The 20,874-nt window shown below is 70.5% G+C and carries 17 protein-coding genes; 11 read left to right on the top strand and 6 right to left on the bottom strand.

Annotated features, from left to right (window positions below; translation table 11 throughout):
* Positions 1 to 96: 96 nt before the first annotated feature.
* The 3 genes from cimA (at position 97) to CCR97_RS13515 (ending at position 3,308) form a co-directional block, all read left to right on the top strand.
* A complete protein-coding gene (gene cimA / locus CCR97_RS13525; protein WP_111358215.1) occupies positions 97 to 1,695 on the top strand; it encodes a citramalate synthase in 1,599 nt (532 codons plus the stop codon).
* A 474-nt stretch (positions 1,696 to 2,169) separates the two neighbouring features.
* Entirely contained in the window at positions 2,170 to 2,685 is a 516-nt protein-coding gene (locus CCR97_RS13520; protein ID WP_111358214.1) for a hypothetical protein, read from the top strand.
* A gap of 20 nt (positions 2,686 to 2,705) precedes the next feature.
* A complete protein-coding gene (locus CCR97_RS13515; RefSeq protein ID WP_201159564.1) occupies positions 2,706 to 3,308 on the top strand; it encodes a hypothetical protein in 603 nt (200 codons plus the stop codon).
* Between the two features lie 9 nt (positions 3,309 to 3,317).
* On the opposite strand, the gene CCR97_RS13510 is transcribed toward CCR97_RS13515, so the two are convergent.
* Complete coding sequence (locus CCR97_RS13510) at positions 3,318 to 7,334, bottom strand: chemotaxis protein CheB (protein ID WP_111358763.1); 4,017 nt, start codon at positions 7,332 to 7,334, stop codon at positions 3,318 to 3,320.
* 516 nt (positions 7,335 to 7,850) lie between these two features.
* On the bottom strand, positions 7,851 to 8,456 hold the full coding sequence (locus tag CCR97_RS13505; protein WP_111358764.1) for an LOG family protein: 606 nt from the start codon (positions 8,454 to 8,456) through the stop codon (positions 7,851 to 7,853).
* Between the two features lie 231 nt (positions 8,457 to 8,687).
* Between CCR97_RS13505 and CCR97_RS13500 the strand changes: the two genes are divergently transcribed.
* From CCR97_RS13500 to pssA, 4 genes are all read left to right on the top strand, one after another.
* Positions 8,688 to 10,670, top strand: coding sequence for an ABCB family ABC transporter ATP-binding protein/permease (locus tag CCR97_RS13500; RefSeq protein WP_111358765.1), 1,983 nt, complete (start codon positions 8,688 to 8,690; stop codon positions 10,668 to 10,670).
* 305 nt (positions 10,671 to 10,975) lie between these two features.
* Entirely contained in the window at positions 10,976 to 11,713 is a 738-nt protein-coding gene (locus tag CCR97_RS13495; protein WP_274611518.1) for a phosphatidylserine decarboxylase, read from the top strand.
* Positions 11,714 to 12,196: 483 nt separating this feature from the next.
* Positions 12,197 to 12,460, top strand: a complete 264-nt coding sequence (locus CCR97_RS13490; RefSeq protein WP_111358285.1) for a hypothetical protein — start codon at positions 12,197 to 12,199, stop codon at positions 12,458 to 12,460.
* Between the two features lie 117 nt (positions 12,461 to 12,577).
* Entirely contained in the window at positions 12,578 to 13,585 is a 1,008-nt protein-coding gene (gene pssA, locus CCR97_RS13485) for a CDP-diacylglycerol--serine O-phosphatidyltransferase (RefSeq protein WP_420826074.1), read from the top strand.
* A gap of 70 nt (positions 13,586 to 13,655) precedes the next feature.
* Here the strand turns inward: pssA and CCR97_RS13480 are convergent, their stop codons facing one another.
* Together CCR97_RS13480 and CCR97_RS13475 are read right to left on the bottom strand one after the other, a co-directional pair.
* Complete coding sequence (locus CCR97_RS13480; RefSeq protein ID WP_111358283.1) at positions 13,656 to 14,276, bottom strand: response regulator transcription factor; 621 nt, start codon at positions 14,274 to 14,276, stop codon at positions 13,656 to 13,658.
* On the bottom strand, positions 14,269 to 15,906 hold the full coding sequence (locus CCR97_RS13475; RefSeq protein ID WP_146618799.1) for an MASE1 domain-containing protein: 1,638 nt from the start codon (positions 15,904 to 15,906) through the stop codon (positions 14,269 to 14,271). The genes CCR97_RS13480 and CCR97_RS13475 overlap by 8 nt, the downstream gene beginning before the upstream one ends.
* A 152-nt stretch (positions 15,907 to 16,058) precedes the next feature.
* Here CCR97_RS13475 and CCR97_RS13470 point away from each other — a divergent pair, with 152 nt between their 5' ends.
* The 4 genes from CCR97_RS13470 to CCR97_RS13455 all read left to right on the top strand — a co-directional run bounded on the left by CCR97_RS13470 (position 16,059) and on the right by CCR97_RS13455 (position 19,651).
* Positions 16,059 to 16,538 (top strand): response regulator, encoded by a 480-nt coding sequence (locus tag CCR97_RS13470; protein ID WP_201159563.1) that lies wholly within the window; start codon positions 16,059 to 16,061, stop codon positions 16,536 to 16,538.
* 8 nt (positions 16,539 to 16,546) lie between these two features.
* Positions 16,547 to 17,818: a putative Na+/H+ antiporter gene (locus CCR97_RS13465; RefSeq protein WP_111358280.1), complete on the top strand. Its 1,272-nt coding sequence runs from the start codon at positions 16,547 to 16,549 to the stop codon at positions 17,816 to 17,818.
* 103 nt (positions 17,819 to 17,921) lie between these two features.
* On the top strand, positions 17,922 to 18,542 hold the full coding sequence (locus CCR97_RS13460; protein ID WP_111358279.1) for a glutathione S-transferase family protein: 621 nt from the start codon (positions 17,922 to 17,924) through the stop codon (positions 18,540 to 18,542).
* A 32-nt stretch (positions 18,543 to 18,574) separates the two neighbouring features.
* Positions 18,575 to 19,651: an Ntn hydrolase family protein gene (locus CCR97_RS13455; protein ID WP_201159562.1), complete on the top strand. Its 1,077-nt coding sequence runs from the start codon at positions 18,575 to 18,577 to the stop codon at positions 19,649 to 19,651.
* A 123-nt stretch (positions 19,652 to 19,774) separates the two neighbouring features.
* Here CCR97_RS13455 and CCR97_RS13450 read toward each other — a convergent pair whose 3' ends face one another.
* Together CCR97_RS13450 and CCR97_RS13445 are read right to left on the bottom strand one after the other, a co-directional pair.
* Positions 19,775 to 20,401, bottom strand: a complete 627-nt coding sequence (locus CCR97_RS13450; protein ID WP_111358277.1) for an HAD hydrolase-like protein — start codon at positions 20,399 to 20,401, stop codon at positions 19,775 to 19,777.
* Between the two features lie 222 nt (positions 20,402 to 20,623).
* Positions 20,624 to 20,874: transposase (locus CCR97_RS13445; RefSeq protein ID WP_201159561.1), on the bottom strand; the 251-nt coding region annotated here is incomplete at its 5' end.

Genomic DNA, 20,874 nt, shown 5'->3' with positions numbered 1-20,874 from the left:
GATGCCGGAGCGCGGCGCCGCAGGCGCCCGCGCCGTTTCGAACAAGCGCGCTCGCCTTGCCGTCCCGCGCGCCGCGGGCGGCGACAGGACACGACCATGACGGAACGCCTGTATCTCTTCGACACGACGCTGCGCGATGGCGCGCAGACCAACGGCGTCGACTTCACGCTCGCCGACAAGCTGGTCATCGCCCGCATGCTGGCGGAGCTCGGCATCGACTACATCGAGGGCGGCTATCCGGGCGCCAACCCGACCGACACCGAGCTGTTCGCGCAGGACCGCGGCGTCAAGGCGACCTTCACGGCGTTCGGCATGACGCGGCGGCCGGGCCGCTCCGCCTCCAACGACCCCGGCCTCGCGATGCTGCTCGATGCGCATGCGGACGCGATCTGCTTCGTCGCTAAGTCGTGGGACTATCACGTTCGCGTCGCGCTGGAGACGACGCTGGAGGAGAACCTCGCCTCGATCCGCGATAGCGTGCAGGCGGCGCTCGGCCGCGGCCGCGAGGTGCTGGTCGATTGCGAGCATTTCTTCGACGGCTACAAGGCCAACCCCGACTACGCGCTCGCCTGCGCCGAGACGGCCTTCAAGGAGGGCGCCCGCTGGGTGGTGCTGTGCGACACCAACGGCGGCACGCTGCCGCACGAGATCGAACGCATCGTCGGCGAGGTGACGAAGAAGGTGCCGGGTGAGAGACTCGGCATCCACGCCCACAACGACACGGAGCAGGCCGTCGCCAACTCGCTCGCCGCCGTGCGGGCCGGCGTGCGCCAGATCCAGGGCACGCTCAACGGGCTCGGCGAGCGCTGCGGCAACGCCAACCTGATGTCGCTGATCCCGACCCTCAAGCTGAAGCGCGAGTATTCCGACAGGTTCGACGTCGGGGTGTCGGACGCCGGGCTCGCGAGCCTGACGCGGGTCTCGCGACGGCTCGACGAGATGCTCAACCGCGCGCCCGACCGCCACGCGCCCTATGTCGGTCCCAGCGCCTTCGTGACGAAGGCCGGCATCCATGCCTCGGCGATCCTCAAGGATCCGGCGACCTACGAGCATGTCCGCCCCGAGACGGTCGGCAACAGGCGTGACGTGCTGGTCTCCGACCAGGGCGGTCGCTCCAACGTGCTGGCCGAGCTCGCCCGCGTCGGCCTGGTGATCGACAAGGACGACCCGCGCATCGGCAGCCTGCTCGACGTGGTGAAGGAGCGCGAGGCGATCGGCTACGCCTACGAGTCGGCGCCGGCCTCCTTCGAGCTGCTGGCGCGGCGGATGCTCGGCACCGTTCCGGACTATGTCGAGGTGCTGAAGTTCGACGTGAACGTCGAGCACCGCATCAACGCGCTCGGCAAGCGCGTCACCGCCACGGTCGCGGTCGTGAAGGTGAAGGTCGGTGACGACGAGCCGCTGATCTCGGCCGCGGAAGGCATCGGCCCGGTGCACGCGCTCGATCTCGCGCTGCGCAAGGACCTCGGACGTTATCAGGACTACATCCGGAGCCTGAGCCTCACCGACTATCGGGTGCGCATCCTCAACGGCGGCACCGAGGCGGTGACGCGCGTCTTGATCGAGAGCACCGACGCCGACACGGGCGACACCTGGACCACGGTCGGCGTCTCGCCCAACATCATCGACGCCTCGTTCCAGGCCCTGATGGACTCGATCGTCTACAAGCTGATCCGCTCCGGCGCGCCGGGGTGAGGGAGACGCAACGGCGCTTCCGGACGGACGAACCGCGTCCCCGCATCGAGGTGGCGTGCCCCGGACAAGGCGCGTCAGGCCGCAGGCCTGATGCGCCGCAGAGCCGGGGCCCAGGGGCGGCACGGTCGGCGCTTCGGCAGGCGTTTCGCCAAAACGCCCTGGCTCCCGGGTCACGGCGCTGCGCGCGCGCCCGGGACACGAGGCCGCTGGAGTTCCAGAGCATCCCCTCCACCTTCGAATCTCTGTAATCCTGCAATAGATCGAAAAGCATCCCGCGACCCTCGACAGTCGAGGGGCCGCGACAATACTTGCGACATCGTCCCGACCGAGGAGGTGTCGCGTGTCCGATCGTCGTTCCCCCGAGCTGCGGCGGACAGCCGTCCGGCGCAATGCCCGCGCCGGCGGCGGCGCGGTCCCGAGCAGGGCCGCGCCGGCGATCGCGCTGCGGGGCGTGATCGCGAGGACGCAGCCGTGATGCGCTCCGTCACCGTCGATCCGACCCTGGAGGACGAGTCCCCGGTCGATCGCTTCGCCGCGCTCGACGTGGCCGAGCAGCTGGTCGTCTGGGGATGCCGCACCTGGGTCGTCGCAATGCGGGAGGGGCGCTGTCCGGTCGCGGTGCTGCGGCCGGCCTTCGACCGCGCCGGTGCGGGGGACGCGGCGTTGTCGCTCGACGCGCTCCTGCGGGTGACGGCCCGGATGGCGGTGCGCCGCTTCGAGGTGCGCTGCCGCAAGTGCCCGCAGCTCTCCGCCGACGAGCTGCGCCTCGTCGCGGCCGTGACGGCCGCCCAGCAGGACGACGTCGCCGGAACGCGGGCGCGCCTCGCCGGCTGGCTCGATCCCGAGGGCATCGCCTTCGCGCTCGCCCCGACGCGCGGGCTGGCGACGCTGTTCGCGCAGGCCGGCCTGATCCTGCCGGTGCGGCACGCGGTCGACGCGGTCCTGGCCGCGGCGGCGGCCGGCGCCGCGACCTCCTGCACCCTGCATTGAACGCCCCCGAGGAAGCCCGCATGAGCATCGCGCGAGAGACCGTGCCGGAGACGAAGCCCGAGACCGCGCCGGAGATCGTGGCGCCGTTTGACGGCGTTCCCGGCGAGCCGATCCGCTTCGATTTCGCCCGTGTCTGCGGCGCCTGCCGCGACTGCCGGGCGGTGTGCGGCGACGCCGGCGAGCAGCTCGCGCTGGCGCTCGTGCGGTACGTGTGCGCCGGCTACATGACGGCGAGTGCCGATTGCTGGGACGCCGCCTATGCCTGCGCCGAGCACGCCTTCGGGCCGGTCGACGGGCCATCCTTCGTCGGCCGCGCCGGGGCGCTGGTGCGGGCGCTGCGCACCGAGCGGCGCGGCGGCTTCGCCTTCTTCCCGGCGTCGTGCGCGCAGGTGTCGGGCGACGAGGCGGAGCTTCTCGGGCTCGTCCAGGCGGCCCGAGCCGGCGACGCCGCGGCGCTCGATCGCGCGCTGGCGCGGGTCGGGGGCGGCGGCCGCTGCCGCGGTGTGCTGACGGCCGCCCGCGCCCTCGCCGTGCTGCTCGACCGGCACGCGCGGCTGACCGCCGCCGGGCCGATCGGCCCGTCGGCCCGGACCGGGGGCGGCGGTCCCGGCGTCGTGAACTGATCCGCGGCCTCAGCTCCGGGCGGCGGTCCGGCGGCCGTTGCGGCCGTTGCGGGCCGGTCCCGCGGCGGCCGAGGTTCCGTTCGCCCCCCCGTCGCCGCCGGCGTCCGCATCGACGTCGCGGCGCGGGTCGCCGCCGTTCGTCGGCGGGCTTCCGTTCGTCGGCGACAGGCCGCCCGGCGCCGACAGGCTGCCCGGTGGCGACAGGCTGCTCGGCGGCAGCACCCGATCGGGCGGAAACCGCATCGTCACGGTGGTGCCCTTGCCGGGCGTGCTGGTGATGCTCAAGGTGCCGCCCATCGCCTTCATCAGCGCGATGCTGACCGGCAGGCCGAGGCCGCTGCCCTCGATGGCGCCGTCGCGCACGAAGCCGGTCGACACCGTCTCGGTGCCGATCTTCTCGATCGTCTGCGGCGCGATCCCGATGCCCTGGTCGGCGACCTCGACGGCGACGCCGCCGTCGTCGAGGGTGCGCACCGAGACGCGGATCTTGCCGGCGCGGTGCGAGAACTTGATCGCGTTGGAGAGCAGGTTGAGCAGCACCTGCCGCACCCGCAGCTCGTCGGCGCGCAGGCACACGACGCTCGCCGCGAAGTCGAACACCACGAGCACGCCGGCCTTGGCGGCCATCGGGCCGACGAAGCTGACCGCGCTGGAGACGAGCTTGACGAGATCGGAGGGGATCTCGTGGAGGCGCAGCACGCCGGCCTCCACCTTGGCGATGTCGAAGACGTCGTTGATCAGCCCGAGCAGATGCACGCCGGAGACGTGGATGTCCTTCACGTAGGACAGGTAACGCTCGTGCGGCAGCGGACCGTGGATCTCCGACAGGATCGCGTCCGAGAAGCCGACGATGGCGTTGAGCGGCGTGCGCAGCTCGTGGCTCATGCGGGTGAGGAAGTCGGTCTTGGCGCGGTTCGACTGTTCGGCCGTCTTCTTGGCGCGGGCGAGCGACTCGCGTGCCACGTGGAGCTCGGTGATTTCGCGCAGCGTGGCGGCCCGATAGACGTCGCCGCCGAGCGTGAACTCGTTCAGCACCACGTCGAAGTGGCGCACGACGCCGTGCCGCGACAGCGCGATCTCGAAGCGTTGCGCCGCCTCGTCCCGGCCGACGCCGAGCAGATGGGCGACCAGCGGCTCGGCGTCGCGGTCGCCGGCGATGAACAGGCCGCCAGCTGGCCGTCCGAGGATCCCGGCCTCGCTCACCTCCAGCAAGGCGCAGGCGGCCGGGTTGCACACATGCACCAGGCCGCGGTGGTCGGCGATGACGATGCCGTCGGTCGCGGTCTCGATCAGGATGCTGGCGCGGCGGCCCTGCTCCTCGGCGGTGCGCTGCGCGACGCGCAGCTCGGTCACGTCGGAGAGGCTCAGGATGGCGCCGCGGATCCGCCGCTCGACCCGATGCGGCGAGAGCTGCATCAGATAGAGCCGGTCCTGGATCTGGATCTCCTCGGTGTGCGGCGTGCCGGCCTTCAGCACCGCGTCGATCACCTTGCGGATGGACGGCATGCCGGCGGCGGTCGCCACGTCGAGCAGATGGTGCCGGGCGAGGTCGTTGCCGAGCCGCAGGATGCGGGCGGCGCGCTCGTTGCTGCGCACGACGTGGAACGTCGGGTCGACCAGCACGATTCCCTCGGCCGAGTTGGCCATGATGCCTTCCAGCTCGCCGTTGGCCTCGGCGAGGTCGCCGGTCTTCACCGACAGCTCGTCGTTGACCGTGGTCAGCTCCTCGTTGGTCGCCTGCAGCTCCTCGTTGGCGGTCTCCAGCTCCTCGTTCGAGGCCTGCAGCTCCTCGTTGGAGGCCTGCAGCTCCTCGTTGGTCGACTGCAGCTCCTCGTTGGAGGTCTCGAGCTCCTCGACGACGGTCTGCAGGTTCTCCTTGGTCGCCTTCAGCTCCTGCTCGAGCGCGGCGATCTGCTGGGAGGTCGCCTCGTCGGCATGCGCGGCCGCGACCTGCGGGCCGCGCGGCGCCGCCGCCTCGCGCTCCTCGAAGCAGATCAGGTAGAGGCGCTCGTCGTTATGCTGGCGGTCGAGCGCATGGGCGGCGAGGCGGATGCTGCGCTCGCCGTCGCGGATGTGATGATACTGGCCGTGGTGGGAGCCGTGGTCGCGCTGGCAGCGGTGCAGGAGAACACGCAACTCGCCGCGCAGCGTCGGCTCGATGATGTTCATCAGGTTGAGGTCGACCTTGCCGCTGCCGCTGCCGATCCGCACGAAGCGGCTGACGTCGCCGAAGAAGTGCAGCGGCTCGCCGTCGTGCGAGATCAAGATGCCGGGCGGACCGTAGCGCTCCACCATGATGTCGCGGCCGATCCGGCCGAAATCCCGCTCGGGCGGCTCCACGTTGCGCCGTGGCAGGTGGCCGATATCGGGCGTCGGCAGCACGCCCTCGACGCGCGGCACGTAGTAGGGCCGGATCGACACGTCGCGGCGGCGGAACAGCTTGTGGCGGGCGTCGACCGTGACGTAGAGACCCTTGCAGGTGCCGAGCGACTCCGACTTGCCGAGGAACAGGTGCCCGCCCGGCCGCAAGGCGTAGTGGAACATCTTGAAGAGATGCTCCTGCAGCGCCGGCTTGAAGTAGATCAGGAGGTTCCGGCAGCTGATCAGGTCGATGTTCTTGAAGGGGGGATCCTGCACCACGTCGTGGCGCGAGAACACCACGAGGTCGCGGACCGCCTTGTCGACGCGGAACAGCCGGCCGTTGTTGGTGAAGTGGTTGTGGCGCATGGCGGCGCCGAGATTGATGACGCTGCTCTCCGCGTATTCGCCGCGCCGGGCGTGGCTGGTCGCCGCCCCGTCGATGTCGGTGCCGAAGATCTGCACCTTGAGGGCGCCGATGCGGGCCGGCGACTTGCTGGCGAGGAGGAGGGCGATCGAATAGGCCTCCTCGCCGGTGGCGCAGCCCGGCACCCAGATCCGCAGCGGATCGCCGGGCCGCTTGTCACGCAGGATCTTGTCGAGCACCTTGCCGAGCGCCGTGAAGGACTCCTTGTCGCGGAAGAACGCCGTCACCGAGATCAGGAAGTTCTTGGCGAGCGTGTCGAGCTCGTCGCGGTGCTGGTCGATATAGGTGACGTAGTCCTTGAGGGTTCGGACCTGCAGGGCCGACATCCGCCGCGCGATCTGTCGGCGCAGCGTCGCCTCCTTGTACTTGCTGAAGTCGATGCCGGTGTGGTGGCGGATGTAGCGGATGATGTTCTGGAACGTGCCGCCGCCGTCGCCGTCGCCCTTCTCGGCGAGCCCGAGATGGAGGTCGTGGCCCTGGGCGACCACGTCGAGCTTGCCGGCGATCTCCTTGGGCGTCAGCACCAGGTCGGCGCCGCCGGTCGTGATGGCGGCGCGCGGCATGCTCTCGTATTTGGCCGAGGTCGGCTCCTGGGCGAACGTGATGCCGCCGTGCGCCTTGACGGCGCGCAGCCCGTTGGCGCCGTCCGAGCCGGTGCCCGACAGCACGATGGCGATGGCGCGCGGGCCGAGCCCGGCCGCGAGGCTGGTGAAGAAGTGGTCGATCGACGGCTTCGGGCCGACGCCCTCGAGCGGCGCGCGCAGGACGAGCTTGCCGTTGCGGTAGAACACATCGCTGTTGGGCGGCGCGATGTAGATCGTGTTGGGCTTCACCGTGACGCCGTTGTCGATGGCGACCACCGGGATCTTGGTCTCGCGGCCGAGCAGCTCGACCATCATGCTGCGGTGCTGCGGCGACAGATGCTGGGCGACCACGAAGCACAGGTTGGACGAGCGCGGCAGCGCGGCGACGAACGGGCGCAACGCCTCGAGGCCGCCCGCCGAGGCGCCGATGCCGACGACGTAGAGCCCGGTCTTCGCGTCCGTCGAGGCCGCGTCGTCCGCGGTGGCGGCGGGGCGCCGGCTGGCGCGCTTCGGCCGCGTGGCCGCCGGCGCGTCCGGCGCTGTCGCGGTGGCCGTCTCCGGCTCGGTCGTCGCGCGGCTCGATGTCTTGCGCGGGGCGTCGGAGCCGCCCGTCTTGTCGCGACCGGGGCGTCGCGTCGGCAGCGCACGTCGACTCATCGGGATCTCCCGCCGCGCCGGATTTCGACCAAACCGAGTTCGACCACAGGTGTGCAGAAGGAGCGCTGCACCATCCGCGCGACTAGTGCGCTTACTAGAACGAATGTTAATCGTGCAGAAAAATACCTTCTGACTAATGGCGTGTCCTACGTAAGTATGCGTATTTTAAGTAGCAATGCGTAGGATGAAAGGCCAAAAAATGTGGATTGTCCGGATGTTAGGCAGGATTTACTACCTCCCGACGGCTGTTGTGTAACGGCATGGTTATACAACCTGGGGGACGTTCGGCGTTCGCCGCGGCGGGCTTTCTGGTCGAGAGTCTGCCGTGCTTCCGATTCGCCGGTTCGTGCCGACGCTCAGGCCGTGGCGCGGATGCTTTACGGGCGATCGCCTCCGCTGCGAGGCCTCGCAGAATTGCGCCGTCGTCCCCGGGCGGCACGACGCGTCTCGCCCGAAACCGCGGTCTCTCGACGGCCACCCGCACAGCGCCCGAGAATGACTGCTGATGCGCAGTCCTCACATGCGGGCGACGGTCGCCGGATCGCCGGCCTTCTCGGCCTCGCTGACCGGGGCGACGGCGGCCGCGAGCGTCGGCAGGATGTCGTCGACGCGGTCGCACACCCGGTAGTTCATCAGGCCGCCGTTGTGGATGAAGCCGGCCGACCGCATGGTCTGCAGGACGGTGACCAGGGGCTGCCAGAAGCCGCCGATGTCGGCGAGCAGGATCGGCTTCTTGTGGCGGCCGAGCTGGGCCCAGGTGAGCTGCTCGACCAGCTCCTCAAGCGTGCCGATGCCGCCCGGCAGCGCCACGAAGGCGTCGGCCCGGTCGAACATGATCTGCTTGCGCTCGTGCATGTCGCGGGTGACGACCAGCTCGGTCGCGCGATCGAACTGGTTCTCCTTGGTGCGCAGGAACTCGGGGATGACCCCGACGACCTCGCCGCCGTGGTCGACCACCGCATTGGCGACCGCGCCCATCAGGCCGTTCGAGCCGCCGCCGTAGACGAGGCCGATGCGGTGCTCGGCCATCAGCCGGCCGAGCCGACGGGCGGCCGCGACATAGGCCGGGTCGGATCCCGGGCTGGAGCCACAATAGACGCAGATTCTTCGGATCTTGCTCATGCTTTGCATCTGGCCCCGGCGCCGGCGCGCGTCAAGGCCGCAGCGCCGGACGGTCCGGCCGGGAGAGGCGCGGCCGATCGGGGCCGGCCGGAGCGGCTGCACTTCGGGGCGGGAAGGCCTATATGGGAGACGGGCGGCGCCGGCCGCTCCTGCCGGTCGCGTCGCGCGTGGCCGTGCGACCTGCCATTCGACGGACGGGTTCCGGCCCGATCGCCCAGCAACCGAGCCTCGATGAGACATTCCGCGCCCGACTCCCGCGACGTGCCCGCCGACAGCGGGCGCCTGTTCGCCACCATCGTGGCGCTGTGGCCGTACATCTGGCCGTCCGACCGGGCCGACCTGAAGGCCCGCGTCGTCTGGGCCCTGGTGCTGCTGCTCGGCGCCAAGCTCGCCACCATCCTGATGCCGTTCACGTTCAAGTGGGCGACCGACGCGCTGACCGAGACCGGCGCGCCGGCCGGCACGGCGACGACGCTCGGCTGGGTGCTGGCGGCCCCGATCGCGCTCACCGTCGCCTACGGCGGCAGCCGCATCCTGATGGCGGTGCTGACCCAGGCGCGCGACGGCGTGTTCGCCAAGGTCGCCATGCACGCGGTGCGTCGTCTCGCGATCCTCACCTTCGAGCACATGCACAAGCTGTCGCTGCGCTTCCATCTGGAGCGCAAGACCGGCGGGCTCACCCGCGTGCTCGAGCGCGGCCGCAACGGGATCGAGACCATCGTGCGGATGGTCCTCCTGCAGCTGGTCCCGACCATCGTCGAGTTCGCCCTGATCATCGGCGTGCTGCTGTGGCAGTTCGACTGGCGCTACGTCGTCACCATCGTGGTCACGGTGGTGCTCTACATGGCCTACACCTACGTCGCGACCGAGTGGCGGATCGGCATCCGCCGCAAGATGAACGACAGCGACACCGAGGCCAACACCAAGGCGATCGACTCGCTGCTCAACTACGAGACCGTGAAGTACTTCTCGGCCGAGCAGCGCGAGGCCCAGCGCTACGACCGCTCGATGGCCCGCTACGAGGACGCGAGCGTCAAGGCCTACACGTCGCTCGCCGTGCTCAACGCCGGGCAGGCGGCGATCTTCTCCATCGGCCTCACGGTCGTGATGGCGATGTGCGCGATCGGGGTGAAGAACGGCACCCACACGATCGGCGACTTCGTCATGATCAACGCCATGATGATCCAGCTCTACCAGCCGCTCAACTTCATGGGCATGGTGTATCGCGAGATCAAGCAGGCGATCATCGACATCGAGCAGATGTTCCGCATCCTGAAGCGCGAGACCGAGATCGCCGACGCGCCGGGCGCGGCGCCGCTCACGGTCCCGGCCGGCACCATCCGGTTCGAGGACGTGCGCTTCTCCTACGATCCCGACCGGCCGATCCTGCAGGGCCTCTCCTTCGAGGTGCCGGCAGGCCGCACGGTCGCCATCGTCGGACCGTCGGGCGCCGGCAAGTCGACGATCTCGCGGCTGCTCTATCGCTTCTACGACGTCACCGGTGGCCGCATCACGATCGACGGCCAGGATGTCCGCGCGGTCACCCAGGCGTCGCTTCGCGAGAAGATCGGCATGGTCCCGCAGGACACCGTGCTGTTCAACGACACCATCCGCTACAACATCCGCTACGGCCGCTGGGAGGCGACCGACGCCGAGGTGGAGGAGGCGGCGAAGCTCGCCCAGATCGACGGCTTCATCCGGATGGCGCCGAAGGGTTACGAGACCGAGGTGGGCGAGCGCGGGCTCAAGCTCTCGGGCGGCGAGAAGCAGCGCGTCGCCATCGCCCGCACGATCCTGAAGGGGCCGCCGATCCTGCTGCTCGACGAGGCGACCTCGGCGCTCGACAGCCACACCGAGAAGGAGATCCAGGACGCGCTCCAGTTGGTGTCGAAGAACCGCACCACGCTGGTGATCGCACATCGCCTCTCCACCATCGTGGCGGCCGACGAGATCATCGTGCTCGACAAGGGCCGCATCGTCGAGCGCGGCACCCACGCGGCGCTGCTCGCCGCGGGCGGGCTCTACGCCTCGATGTGGAACCGCCAGCGCGAGGCCGAGGAGGCGCGCGAAAAGCTCGCCCAGACCGGCGAGGGCGAGGCGGGTTCGCCGGACGCGCCGAACCGCAATCCGCCGGCACCAGGCGAGGCGGAGGGGGACGACCACCCGGATGCGCCCGCCCCGCGCCCCGCCGACCGCGCGGAGGCCGCCGCCTGACCGGCCGCCGGCTCCGCAAGCCGGTTGTGCGCGGCCATGGACGCAGCCGCGCGACCGGTGCGGCAATGTGATAGGGAAGCACCCATCGACTCGCTCACTCCGTCACCCTGAGGTGGCCGCGCGCCCGCGCAAAGCGCGGGACTCGCGGCCCTCGAAGGGCGACGGCCCGGGCGTTCGAACGGGGCGCGCCGGACGTCCGGCCGGATCAGGCCGACCGCCGTCCCGGAGGCCGTCCGTCCTTCGAGGCTCGGGCTTCGCCCGAGCACCTCAGGACGACGGGGCACAGTTTCGGCCGGGGCGACTGCATGCTCCGGCGAGTTCAACCGGTTTCGAGAGCACTCATGTCCATCGTCGATTCGATCCGTTCCCAGCTCGTGCCCATCCATTCCGAGGGCTATCCGTTCGTCGGCGCGTTCGCGCTGGTCAGCCTGGTGCTGTTCTGGCTGTGGTCGCCGCTCGGCTGGATCGGCGTGGTGGCGACGCTGTGGTGCGCCTACTTCTTCCGCGATCCGCCGCGCGTCACGCCGCTGCGCGACGGCATCCTCGTCTCGCCGGCCGACGGGCGGGTGTCGCGGGTGACGCCGGCCGTGCCGCCGGCCGAGCTCGGGCTCGGCACCGCGCCGTTGCCGCGCGTCTCGATCTTCATGAGCGTCTTCGATGTCCACGTGAACCGCAGCCCGACGGCCGGCCGCATCGAGCGCATCGCCTACACGCCCGGCCTGTTCATCAACGCCGACCTCGACAAGGCGAGCGAGAACAACGAGCGCAACGGCTTCGTCATCGCCACACCGACGGGCGTCAAGATCGGCATGGTGCAGATCGCCGGGCTGATCGCGCGCCGCATCGTCACCTTCGTGCGCGAGGGCGCGATGGTCGGGGCCGGCGAGCGGGTCGGGCTGATCCGCTTCGGGTCGCGGGTCGACATCTACCTGCCCGAGGGCACGCGCCCGCTGGTCGCCGAGGGCCAGACCACGCTGGCCGGCGAGACCATCATCGCCGATCTCAAGACCGCCGATCCGGGCCGCACCTTCCGGGTCGGGTAGGGCAGGCCGGAGGTCCACGACGCAGCCGAGCCGTGCCCGGGACCGTTCCCGGGCGTCGCCCGCGGCGCTTCGCTCGGTCCGGCGAGAACGGACCGAGTCCGCCCGCGACGGGTCACCGTCATTCACTTTGGAATGTCTCCAAAGTGGCGGACGATTCCAGAGTCTCGCCCGACTACGGTATCGGGGTGAGTATTGCCAATCTGCTCCCGATGCCTGAGAACAAACCGGTGAGGCATCGGGGCGACTGCAAAAAACAATAATCAAGAGGCCGGTCGGCGGCGCGTCCAAGCACGGGCGTGGTCGGATCGGTTCGCGATCAAGACAAAACGAGACGTGACGACGATCCGCATCCGTCGAGATGTTCGGACGTGTCCGCTTGTTCGTTCCTGATCGCCGTGTGTTTGCGTTTTCATTGTACGCGGCCGCTCACTTGTGGCTGCGCCGGGTCCGGCGCGGCGGTGAACACTATTGCGAGGTTGGGCGATGACGCGCATGAAGTTCGATCACGACAGCTCTGTCGAAGTCCAGGCGCGGCGGCTGATCGAGGTGTTCGGGGCGCGCGCCTACGGCGTGGCGCGGCGCATGCAGCGGCGGAACTTTCGCAAGGCCGATCGCGCCCGCTACTGGGCCGCGGTCGCCCGCGCCATTCGTCATGCACGGACGGTCGAGCAGCGGTCGGGCGGGCCGCGCACCGGCGAGGCACGCTCGCGGATCCTCGCGGCGACCGGCGAGGCCGGCTCGGCGTAGGCCACGGTCAGCGTGGCGGTCGTCCCGTTCCGTCCGACCTCCGCCGACCCTGTGTCGGGGCGGCCGCGCCGCCGCCGACGAACCGTTCACCGCGACACCGCGTTGCGCCGCGCCGGCATGGCGGAACCCGTCGCACAGGTCTATAGTTCGTCCGCCATGTCCCTGTTTCCTCCCTTCGATCCCGATCGAGACCGGCGTGGGTCGCGGTTCCGCGACGTGCGCCTCCGCGAGGCCCGCTTCCGCCGGAATTTCCGGCCGATTCCGGTCCGCACCCTCGTGCCGAACGTGGTCACGCTGCTGTCGCTGTGCGCCGGCCTGACCGCCATCCGGCTCGCCGCCGAGCTCCGCTTCGAGCTCGCGCTCGCCGCCATCGTGTTCGCCGCCGTGCTGGACGGCGTCGACGGCCGCCTCGCCCGCATGCTGAAGGGCACGTCGCGCTTCGGCGCCGAGCTCGACAGCCTCGCCGACTTCGTCAATTTCGGCGTCGCGCCGGCCCTGATCCTGTGGTTCTGGGGCCTGTCCGACTACAAGAACGTCGGCTGGATCGTCGCCATCGTGTTCGCGATCTGCGCCGGGCTGCGACTGGCGCGGTTCAACGTCATGATCGACGACCCGAACCGCCCGGCCTGGGCCGGCAACTTCTTCACCGGCATCCCGGCGCCGGCCGGCGCCATCGTGGTGCTGCTGCCGATCTACCTGCAGTTCCTCGGCCTCGCCAAGTATCTGATCCCGATCCCGCTGGTGCTCGTCTACACGCTGGCGATCGGCCTCCTGATGATCTCCAAGCTGCCGGTGTGGTCGGGCAAGAAGCTCGGCACGCGGGTGTCGCCCGAGATGGTGCTGCCGGCGTTCCTCATCGCGGTCCTGTTCTTCGCGCTGCTGGTCAGCTTCCCCTGGGAGGTCCTGACCATCGGCACGCTGATCTATCTCGGCTGCCTGCCGCTCGGCTGGAAGGCGTATCGCCGTCTCGCCCGGGAGGACGCCGAGCGCGCCGCGACGGCCGAGCCGACCGCGGGATCGGCTGCAGCCTCCGAGCCTGCACCGGTCCCGGGCGCCGATACACCTCCGCCCGGCGCGACGTCCGCGGCCGCCGGCCAGAACGAACGGCCGAGCCGGCTCAATTAGCGGCCGGCCCGCTGGCGCCGAGGCCCGCGTCTCGCGTGCCTCGGCGGCCCTCGATGGCCGCCGACGACCGTCACGGGCCGGTCGGACGCAGCCGCATCGCCATGCGGACCAGCTCGGCGAGATTGCGGGCGCCCATCCGCTCCATCACCCAGGCGCGGTGAATCTCGACCGTGCGCGGGCTGATGCCGAGCCGCGCCGCGATCTCCTTGTTGGACAGGCCCTCGGTCGCCAGCGTCAGCACCTCGTGCTGGCGCTCGCTCAGCGACTCGAAGCGGGCCTGCAGGTCGGCCAGCGCCTCGGCGTCCTGCCGGCTGGCGCGTCGCTTCGCCACCGCCACGCCGATCGCCTCGAACAGGCGGGCCTCGTCGAACGGCTTCTCGATGAAGTCGAAGGCGCCGAGCTTGATGGCGGCGACCGCCATGTCGACGTCGCCGTGGCCGGTGATCAGGATCACGGGCGGCGCCGCGGGCCGCTCGGCGAGGTGCCGGACCAGGTCGAGGCCCGACAGGCCGGGCATGCGAACGTCGGCGACCACGCATTCGAACGCCGCCGCGTCCTCCCCGGCCGCCACCAGCGCGTTGGCCGACGCGAAGCGCGTCACCGTCAGGCCGCGCCGTTCGAGATAGAGGGCGAGCGCATCGAGCACGGCGGGATCGTCGTCGACCAGCGCGACGGGGCAGGGCTCAGGCATCGGACACCTTGGCGATCGGGACGGTGAAACGGACGAGCGCCCCGGCCGTGGGACGTTCCACGGTCAGGCGGCCGCCATGCGCCTCGACGATCGAGCGGCACAGCGACAGGCCGAAGCCGAGGCCGTCCGCCTTGCCGGACCCGAAGGTCGGGCTGTCGAGGCCGGGGAAGTCGGTCGGGAAGCCTGGCCCCGAATCGGCCACTACGACGCCCACCATGTCGCCCGCCGCCGTCGCCGTGACGACGATGCGGCCGCGCGGCTCGCCGGTCTCCTCGATCGCCTCGACGGCGTTGCGGATCAGATTGAGCAGCACCTGCTCGATCTGCAGGATGTCGACCATCACGGGCGGCAGGTCGTCGGCGATCTCGACCGTCGCCGTGACGCCGTGGCGGTCGAGCTCCGGATGCACGAGGTCGAGGGTCTCGCGCACGATGCGGGTCACCGCCACCGGGGCGCGGCCGGTCTGGTCGAGCCGGATCAGGGCGCGCAGCCGGCGCACCACGTCGGCGGCCCGCTGCACCTGGGCGGCCGCCTTCTCGGCCGTCTCGGTGACGGCGAGGTGGTTCGGGTCCTCGCGCAGCGTCTCGGCGACGAGCCGCGTATAGGTGCCGGCCGCGGTCAGCGGCTGGTTGATCTCGTGGGCGATCGCGGTGGCGAGCTCGCCCATGCTGCCGAGCCGCGCCAGACGGGCGAGCGAGTCCTGATGCAGGCGGAGCTGCATGGCAGTGCGACGGTTCTGGGTGACCAGGGCGCCGGCGACCAGCCCGGTCAGGGTCAGCACCAGCATCAGGGCCTGCAGCCCGGTGACGTCGATCTCCTCGCTCGGCAGCAGATGAACGCCGACGATCAGGCCGAGCTGGGTGAGCAGCACGCCGACCGTCACGGCCTCCAGGCCGCCGCGCACCGCCATCCAGATGATCGGCAGGAACAGGATGTAGAACAGCTGCGAGTGGTGACGCTCGGCGAATACGAAGACGAGGGCCAGCGCGACGAGGGTCGCGGCGATCTGCACGGCGGTCTCGACCGACACGCGCACGGAGCGGCCGCGGGTGAGCAGGATCAGGCCGAACGGGGCGACGATGGCGATGCCGATCATGTCGCCGACCCAGTACTGCACCATCGCGGCGGGGAGCTCGGCGAGCGGCAACAGGCCGGCCGCGACCGTGAAGCCGACATAGCCGAACGACACCGCGGCGGCGCTGGCGCCGGCGACGACGAGCAGCAGCATGAGATCCCGCATGGTGCCGAGCGTCGGATTGAACCGCAGCGCCGGCTGCAGCAGCACCAGGAGGCCGAGCGCGTAGCCGCCGCCGATCACGGCCGCGGTCCGCAGCTCGACGGTCCACGGCAGCGGCAGATGCCGCACCAGGAGATCGGCGAGGACCGGGGCGACGAACAGCAGCGGGATGGTGCGCTGACCGTACAGCAGCACCAGGACGAAGCTCAGCCCGGTCGGCGGATTCCACGGCGTGATGCCGAACGGCGCGAACGGGTGCAGGTAGCTGACCCAGTCGAGCAGGACGTAGCCGGCGAGATACGCCAGCGCCAGCACGGGCCACGGCAGCGAGAGCACCTTCGAGAGCGACATCGGCAACGGGCGACGCGACGGATCGGGACGGGTGATCTGCACGGTCGTACCGCCGTTCCTCGCGCAATGCCGCTAAGGGTGGATACCTAGGGATGGACCCCTCAGCATAGCACCCTAGGCCGACGTCACGAATTGCCGCGCGACCGCCGCCGTCGCATGCCGGATGCGAGATGGGCGAACAGGCGGAGCGGATCATGACCGGCAATGGCGCAGACCGAGAGGGTGCGGACCGCGACGGCGGGATCGTGATCCTCTGCACAGACGAGGGGACCCGCGATGTCCTCGCCTTCTGGTTCGAGTCGGCCGGGCACTGCGTGACGGTCGCCCGCGACGGTCACCAGGCGAGCCGGGCGCTACGCGACGGGCGCGGCCGGCTCCTCGTCACCGACCGCGTGCTGCCGCCCTGGCCGGGGCTCGACACGTTCCTGGCGCTGCGGGCGCGCGACCCCGGCCTCGGCATCGCCGTGGTCGAGACGGGTGACCTCGACGATCGCATCCTCGCCCGGGTGACGGGCGCCACGGCCCTGCTGCGCAAGCCGCTGTCGCGCACCGCCGTGCTCGCGCTCGTGCCGACCGCGGCGGGGCTGCAGCCGGAGGCCGGCGCCGACGCACGTGCGCCGGCGGATCCGTCGCGATCCGGGCTGTCTGCAGCGCGTCTGCGCACCGAGGGCTGAGGCCCGCGATGACCGACGTCGCCCCCAGCACGGTCGAGCTGGTCGCGTCCGGGCTGTTCGGGCTGGCGCTCGTGCATACCTTCATGGCCAGCCGCTTCGAGCGCCTCGCCCACGGTCCCTCGCCGCATGCCGGCCTGTGGCACCTGCTCGGCGAGGTCGAGGTCGTGTTCGGCTTCTGGGCCATGGTGCTGCTCGTCTTCATGGCGGCGTGGACGACGCCGCACGCCGCGCTCACCTATCTGGAGAGCCGGGTCTTCACCGAGCCGGCCTTCATCTTCGTCATCATGGTGATGGCGGCGAGCCGCCCGATCCTCGATCTCGCCGGCGCGCTGCTCCTGTGGATCGGCTGCAAGCTGCCGCTGCCGCATTCGGCCGCTTACTATCTCGCCGTCATGGTGTTCGGGCCGTTGCTCGGCTCCTTCATCACCGAGCCGGCCGCCATGACGTTGTCGGCCATGCTGCTGCGCCAGCGCTATTTCGGGCCGCACAGCAGCGAAGCCTTCCGTTACGGCACGCTCGGCGTCCTGTTCGTCAACGTCTCGATCGGCGGGACGCTGACGCCGTTCGCGGCCCCGCCCGTCCTGATGGTCGCGGAGCGGTGGGGCTGGGACCTCTCCTTCATGCTCCTGAACTTCGGGTGGAAGGCGGCGATCGCCGTCGTCTGCAACGCGGTCGGGGCGGCGATCGTGTTCCGCGCCGACCTGCGGGCGATTCCGTTCGAGGAGACGGCGCTGGCCAAGCTCGAGGTGCCGCGCAGCGTCATCGCCGTGCATCTCGCCTTCCTGATCGGCGTCATCGTCACGGCACATCATCCCGTTGTGTTCCTGGCGCTGTTCCTGTTCTTCCTCGGCTTCACCGAGGCGTATCGGCGCCACCAGAGCCGGCTGATTCTTCGCGAGGGTCTGCTTGTCGGCTTCTTCCTGGCCGGGCTGGTGGTGCTCGGGGGGATGCAGCGCTGGTGGCTGCAGCCGCTGCTGGAGGTGCTGGATTCGACCGCGCTGTACTACGGCGCGACCGTGCTGACCGCCTTCACGGACAATGCCGCGCTCACCTATCTCGGCTCGCTCGTCGACACCCTCGACGACGACTCCAAATACGCGCTGGTCGCCGGGGCCGTGACGGGCGGCGGCCTGACCGTCATCGCCAACGCGCCGAACCCGGCCGGCTACTCGCTGCTCAAGGGGAGCTTTCCGGAGGGCGGCATCAGCCCGGTGCGGCTGGCGACCGCGGCTTCGGTGCCGACCCTGGTGGCGATCGCGGCGTTCCGCCTGCTGCCGTGAGGGCGCGGCCCGGCGCGTCTTTCGGGCGAGATCCGGCCACGATTCTGGTACACACCGGGGGTTCCCGGCGGCCGTCGCGGCCGCGTACCCGAAACGGACCCCCATGGCGCTGATCCTCTATCACATCGCTCCGTCCCGCTCGTCGATCGTCCGCTGGATGCTGGAGGAGATCGGCCAGCCCTACGCGCTGCGCGTCCTCTCGATGAGCAAGGGCGAGAATCGCGACCCCGCCTATCTCGCCGTCAATCCGATGGGCAAGGTGCCGGCGCTCGACCACGACGGCGTGGTGATCACCGAGGTGTCAGCGATCTGCTGCTATCTCGCCGACGCCTTCCCGCAGGCCGGCCTCGCGCCGCCGATCGGCGACAAGCGCCGCGGGCCGTATCTCAAATGGCTGTTCTTCGGGCCGAGCTGCATCGAGCCGGCGATCATCGACCGCACCTTCAAGCGGGCCCAGGAGGCGCCGCGCGGCACGCTCGGCTACGGCGACTTCGACACCGTGATGGACGTCGTCTCGGGCGCCCTGACGGCGGGTCCGTACCTGCTCGGCGACACCTTCACGGCGGCCGACATCGTGATCGGCTCGCAGCTCCGCTGGGGCATGATGTTCGGCCTGATCCCGCCGCGGCCCGAGTTCGTCTCCTATGTGGAGCGGCTGAACGCCCGGCCGGCCCTCCAGAAGGCGACCGCGCTGGACGCCGAGCTGAAGGACAAGGCCGGTTGAACCGGCCGCGGCCGCGGCGCGACGACATCGCCATGCACGCGCCGACGCCACCCGACCTGCCACACATCCCCGTCGTCGACCTGCGCGACGGCGGGCTCGCTGCGCATGTGCGGCTCGATCCGGAGCGGGCGAGGGGACTGCGCGACGACTGCCTCGGCTTCTTTCCGCCCGGTATCGGCCTCGCGATCCCGGCCGGCGACGCGCTGGCGCGCCGCTGGCTCGCCCGCTCCGCCTCGCCCTATGTCGACGAGATCGCCGCCATGGCCGCGACGCTCGGCGTCTCCGGCGTCTGGGTGCTCAACGCCTCGTACCAGTGGGCGTGCACGGCGCTGGCGCGCGAGGAGGGCGGGGCGCCGTGGCTCGCCCGCACGCTCGACTGGCCGTTCCCTGGGCTCGGGCGCCGGGTCACGGTGGCCCGGCTCCCGGGGGCGGCCGGGGATTACTGGAGCGTCGGCTGGCCGGGCTTCGCCGGTGTGCTGACCGGCCTCGCGCCGGGGCGCTTCGCCGCGTCCATCAACCAGGCGCCGATGCGCCGCCGCACCCTGCATCCGTGGCTGCGCCTGTACGACATGGCGGCGAACGCGCTCGCCGCCTGGCCGGTCCGCCACCTGCCGCCCGACCATCTGCTGCGCCGGGTGTTCGAGACCGCGGCTGACTACGCGGTTGCGCGAAGAATGCTGGAGAACGTGCCGGTGTCGCGGCCCGTGATCTACACGCTGGTCGGCCCGCGGCCGGGCGAGCGTTGCGTGATCGAGCGGACCGAGGAGGGCGCGGCGATCCGCACCGACGACACCACGGCGGCCAACGACTGGTCGCCGCCGCGGCCGGCCTGGGAGGCCCGCATGCCGGCGAACGCCTTCCTGACGCGCTCCTTCGCCGAGGCGGCGGCGATGAGCCGCGTCCGGCAGGACCAGATCGCCGACTTCGACGGCGCGATCTCGAAGGATTTCGACTGGGTGGTGCCGCCGGTGCTCAATCCCTACACGCGCATCGGCGTGGCGATGTCGCCGGCGACCGGCGTGCTGCGCGTCGTCGGCTACGAGGCCGACGGAGCTGCGCTGCCGCGGCCCGTGACGGCGGTGCGGGAGGTGATTTGCGAGAGCGCATGACATGGTCCCGTCATTGCGGGGCGCGGGGCGGAGCCCCGCGAACCCGGAATCTAGCGGTGAATGCCGAGCTTCGGGGCTGGATTCCGGGTTCGGCGCTGCGCGCCGCCCCGGAATGACCGAGACTTATCCCAGCCGCTCCAGAATCTCCTCGAACCGCTCGAGCACCAGGTCCGGCGTTTTCGCGCGCAGTGCTTTCACGTCCGCGTAGCCCCAGGCGACCGCGGCGCAGGCGAGGCCGGCGGCACGGGCCGCCTCGATGTCGCGGCCCTCGTCGCCGATCGCGAGCGCCGCGTCGGGCGCGACGCCGGCGCGCCTCACGACGTCGCGGAACTTCTTCGCCTTCCCGAACAGCGAGGCGCCGCAGGCGAAGTGCGAGATGCGCGCGACGTTCGCCGGCCCGAGCGAGCGGCGGACATTCGCCTCCACGTCCGACGAGACGATGGCGAGCGTGGCGCCACGCGCCTGAAGCGCGGCGAGCGTTTCGTCGACGCCCGGGAACAGCGGGATGCGGTCGAGCTGTGCCGCCTTCAGCGCACGCATGTGGCGGATGATCATCGGCAGCTTCCAACGCGGCACCGCGAGCCGGTCGAGGATCTCGGCCGTGCCGGCGTTGCGCATCGACGTGACCTCGTCCGGGGCGGTGCGACGAAACCCGTAGCGGTCGGCGACGTCGTTGAGCACCGAGAGGAACCACGGGAACGAGTCGAGCAGCGTGCCGTCGATGTCGAAGATGATCAGCTGATAGCGCACGGGCCAGCCGTAGCGCGGGCAGCCGAAGGCGTCAATGCGACGGGCCGCGGACGTGGCTCTCCATGGGCCACCGGGGTGCGGCCGGAACAGAGTCGTGGCCGGGACATGCCCCATAGGCGCTAAGATAAAGTTGGGCATTGGGTCATCTGGAGGCGTCGTCGGCGGGACGGCTCGGTCGATTGGCGTTGGCGGCTGCGGATGATGTCGAGGATGGTTTCGAGATCAGGCGGCGGCGCGACGATCGCGAGCACGACGGCGCTGACGAGCGTCACCGTGCACCACATCGAGAGCTGACGACGGAGGCTCTCCGGAGGGGGAAAGTGCGCCGACCGCGGCGATCATGTCATCGACCAGCAGCGCCAGCAGAAGATGCGCATGGAGCCATGCGCGGGCGAGGTCGGGATCTTTGGCCGGCAGCCGGTCGATATGCAGGATCGACTTCAACCGCTTGAAGGCGAGCTCGATCTGCCATC

It is taken from the genome of Rhodoplanes elegans (assembly GCF_016653355.1).
In the GTDB taxonomy this organism is placed as follows: Bacteria; Pseudomonadota; Alphaproteobacteria; order Rhizobiales; family Xanthobacteraceae; genus Rhodoplanes; species Rhodoplanes elegans.
Note: the sequence above shows the minus strand (reverse complement) of the source record. Positions and strands in the feature narration are given on the sequence as shown.

What these genes read in the sequence shown, in the direction of transcription:
- CCR97_RS13510 (WP_111358763.1), bottom strand. Translation starts at nt 7,334, where the DNA reads ATGAGTCGACGTGCGCTGCCGACGCGACGCCCCGGTCGCGACAAGACG.
- CCR97_RS13470 (WP_201159563.1), top strand. Translation starts at nt 16,059, where the DNA reads ATGACCGGCAATGGCGCAGACCGAGAGGGTGCGGACCGCGACGGCGGG.
- CCR97_RS13465 (WP_111358280.1), top strand. Translation starts at nt 16,547, where the DNA reads ATGACCGACGTCGCCCCCAGCACGGTCGAGCTGGTCGCGTCCGGGCTG.
- CCR97_RS13490 (WP_111358285.1), top strand. Translation starts at nt 12,197, where the DNA reads ATGACGCGCATGAAGTTCGATCACGACAGCTCTGTCGAAGTCCAGGCG.
- CCR97_RS13515 (WP_201159564.1), top strand. Translation starts at nt 2,706, where the DNA reads ATGAGCATCGCGCGAGAGACCGTGCCGGAGACGAAGCCCGAGACCGCG.
- CCR97_RS13505 (WP_111358764.1), bottom strand. Translation starts at nt 8,456, where the DNA reads ATGAGCAAGATCCGAAGAATCTGCGTCTATTGTGGCTCCAGCCCGGGA.
- CCR97_RS13500 (WP_111358765.1), top strand. Translation starts at nt 8,688, where the DNA reads ATGAGACATTCCGCGCCCGACTCCCGCGACGTGCCCGCCGACAGCGGG.
- CCR97_RS13520 (WP_111358214.1), top strand. Translation starts at nt 2,170, where the DNA reads ATGCGCTCCGTCACCGTCGATCCGACCCTGGAGGACGAGTCCCCGGTC.
- CCR97_RS13495 (WP_274611518.1), top strand. Translation starts at nt 10,976, where the DNA reads ATGCTCCGGCGAGTTCAACCGGTTTCGAGAGCACTCATGTCCATCGTC.
- CCR97_RS13460 (WP_111358279.1), top strand. Translation starts at nt 17,922, where the DNA reads ATGGCGCTGATCCTCTATCACATCGCTCCGTCCCGCTCGTCGATCGTC.
- CCR97_RS13480 (WP_111358283.1), bottom strand. Translation starts at nt 14,276, where the DNA reads ATGCCTGAGCCCTGCCCCGTCGCGCTGGTCGACGACGATCCCGCCGTG.
- CCR97_RS13455 (WP_201159562.1), top strand. Translation starts at nt 18,575, where the DNA reads ATGCACGCGCCGACGCCACCCGACCTGCCACACATCCCCGTCGTCGAC.
- pssA (WP_420826074.1), top strand. Translation starts at nt 12,578, where the DNA reads ATGGCGGAACCCGTCGCACAGGTCTATAGTTCGTCCGCCATGTCCCTG.
- cimA (WP_111358215.1), top strand. Translation starts at nt 97, where the DNA reads ATGACGGAACGCCTGTATCTCTTCGACACGACGCTGCGCGATGGCGCG.